The organism is Aquibium sp. A9E412 (assembly GCF_030398335.1).
Classification (GTDB): Bacteria; Pseudomonadota; Alphaproteobacteria; order Rhizobiales; family Rhizobiaceae; genus A9E412.
Map to the genome: position 1 here is coordinate 1 of NZ_JAOAOP010000030.1, position 2,500 is coordinate 2,500.

Annotated in this window: 1 tRNA gene, 2 rRNA genes and 1 pseudogene (1 of these 4 cut by a window edge); 1 reads left to right on the plus strand and 3 read right to left on the minus strand. The window is 61.8% G+C overall.

Annotated features, from left to right (window positions below):
- Position 1: 1 nt before the first annotated feature.
- Positions 2 to 1,150 (plus strand): annotated as a pseudogene (locus tag N1F89_RS12110) (integrase core domain-containing protein); the annotation flags it as partial.
- Positions 1,151 to 1,226: 76 nt separating this feature from the next.
- Here the strand turns inward: N1F89_RS12110 and N1F89_RS12115 are convergent.
- The 3 genes from N1F89_RS12115 to N1F89_RS12125 form a co-directional block, all read right to left on the minus strand.
- Positions 1,227 to 1,303, minus strand: a tRNA-Met gene (locus N1F89_RS12115).
- 111 nt (positions 1,304 to 1,414) lie between these two features.
- A 5S ribosomal RNA gene (rrf, locus tag N1F89_RS12120) occupies positions 1,415 to 1,530 on the minus strand.
- A gap of 104 nt (positions 1,531 to 1,634) precedes the next feature.
- Positions 1,635 to 2,500, minus strand: a 23S ribosomal RNA gene (locus N1F89_RS12125); it runs 1,942 nt beyond the window's last position.

Below are 2,500 nucleotides of genomic sequence, written 5' to 3' on the forward strand. Positions count from 1 at the left end.
CGTGGCTCGGCTTCTCGACGGGGAAGGCATGAGCGATGTGTGCCGTCAGTTCGGGATATCGCGCAAGACCGGCTACAAGATCTGGGACCGCTACCAGCAGGAGGGCCTTGAGGCGCTTTGCGACCGTCCGCGGCGGCCGGTGCGCTATGCCAACCAGTTGCCCGACCAGATCGAGCGGCTGATCGTGGAGAGCAAGAAGGGCAAGCCGCATTGGGGCGCCAGGAAGATCAGGGAGCTGCTGGTCAGGAAGCTGGCGGGCGAGGTTCGCATTCCCGCCACCTCGACGGTGCACGCCGTGCTCGACCGCCATGGCCTGGTGAAGCGCGCCCGTCAGCGGCGGCGCTTCAAGGCCGAGGGCACGGTGCTGTCGCAGGCGGTGGCGGCCAACGATCTGTGGTGCGCCGACTTCAAGGGCGAGTTCAAGACCGGCGACGGCCGATACTGTTACCCCCTGACGGTGAGCGACCAGGCCTCGCGGATGATCCTTTGCTGCGAGGCCCTCGAGAGCACGAGGGAGATGCCCGTCATCGAGACCTTCGTGCGCCTGTTCCAGGACCGCGGCCTGCCCGCCGCCATCAGGAGCGACAATGCCTGTCCTCGGGCTTGCCGAAAGCAAGACCCCGGGGGCCTGCCATTCGCTTCGCCGAACGGGCTCTACAATCTGTCGAAGCTGTCGGTGTGGTGGCTGAGGCTCGGCATCGCGGTCGAGCGCATCAGGCCGGGCAATCCGCAACAGAACGGCCGCCACGAGCGCATCCACCGGACCCTGAAGGCCGAGACTGCGCGCCCGCCCGGCATGAATGCGCTCCAGCAGCAGGGCCGCTTCGACGACTTCGTCAGCGAATTCAACGAGGAGCGTCCCCACGAGGCCATCGCCATGAGGACCCCGGCCGAAGCCTACGCACCCTCCTCAAGACCGTACGAGGGACTGCCAGACGTGGAGTACCCCTTCCACGACAGGGACATCCTCGTCACCGCCTGCGGACGCATCTGCATGCACCGCAAGAAGGTCAATGTCTCGACCGTGCTGGCCGGCCAGAGGCTCGGAATCACCGAAGTCGACGACGGCATTTGGCTCGTCAGCTTCATGCACTACGATCTGGGATACATCGACCTGGAACAGAGGACCCTGCAGACCATCGACAACCCTCGTCAAGCACGAGGTTGTCACCCATGTCTTAGGGACAAGCTGTTACCCATGTCTCCGGGTCGTACACAAGTAAAGATGGTTGCGGGGGCAGGATTTGAACCTGCGACCTTCAGGTTATGAGCCTGACGAGCTACCGGGCTGCTCCACCCCGCGTCACCGGCCGTGCGTGTCGGCACCGCCATCTGCTTGTCGGTCGCTGCGAAAGGCCGGATGCCGGCGCGACTGACGATCGAAAAAGAGAAGACAACGACATGCGCTTGGCAGACCTGGCAGCGACTTACTCTCCCGCGTCTTGAAGACGAAGTACCATCAGCGCTGGGGCGTTTCACGGCCGTGTTCGGAATGGGAACGGGTGCGGCCACCCCGCCATAACCACCAGGTCGGCCAAACGCATGTCGAAACGAGAAGCTGGGTGCCGTGCCGGCCGCCGTCGCGGCGGCCGTCCGCGCACGCTGGATGCGTGCGATGGACACGAGCAATGAGAATGATCAAGCCGATCGAGCTATTAGTACCGGTAAGCTTCATGCGTTGCCGCACTTCCACACCCGGCCTATCAACGTGGTCGTCTTCCACGGCTCTCAGGGAACACTCGTTTCCAGGTGGGTTTCCCGCTTAGATGCCTTCAGCGGTTATCCCGTCCGTATATAGCTACCCTGCTATGCGGCTGGCGCCACAACAGGTCCACCAGAGATACGTCCATCCCGGTCCTCTCGTACTAGGGACAGATCCTGTCAATGTTCCTACACCCACGGCAGATAGGGACCGAACTGTCTCACGACGTTCTGAACCCAACTCACGTACCGCTTTAAATGGCGAACAGCCATACCCTTGGGACCTGCTCCAGCCCCAGGATGCGATGAGTCGACATCGAGGTGCCAAACAACCCCGTCGATATGGACTCTTGGGGGTCATCAGCCTGTTATCCCCGGCGTACCTTTTATCCGTTGAGCGATGGCCCTTCCACGCGGGACCACCGGATCACTATGACCGACTTTCGTCTCTGCTCGACTTGTCAGTCTCGCAGTCAGGCAGGCTTATGCCATTGCACTCAGCGAACGATTTCCGACCGTTCTGAGCCCACCATCGCGCGCCTCCGTTACTCTTTAGGAGGCGACCGCCCCAGTCAAACTACCCACCATACACTGTCCCGGACCCGGATTACGGGCCGCGGTTAGACATCCATGACGATAAGGGTGGTATTTCAAGGACGACTCCACCCAGGCTGGCGCCCGGGTTTCAAAGTCTACCACCTATCCTACACATGCCGACACGAATGCCAGTGTAAAGCTATAGTAAAGGTGCACGGGGTCTTTCCGTCTAACCGCAGGAACCCCGCATCTTCACGGGGAA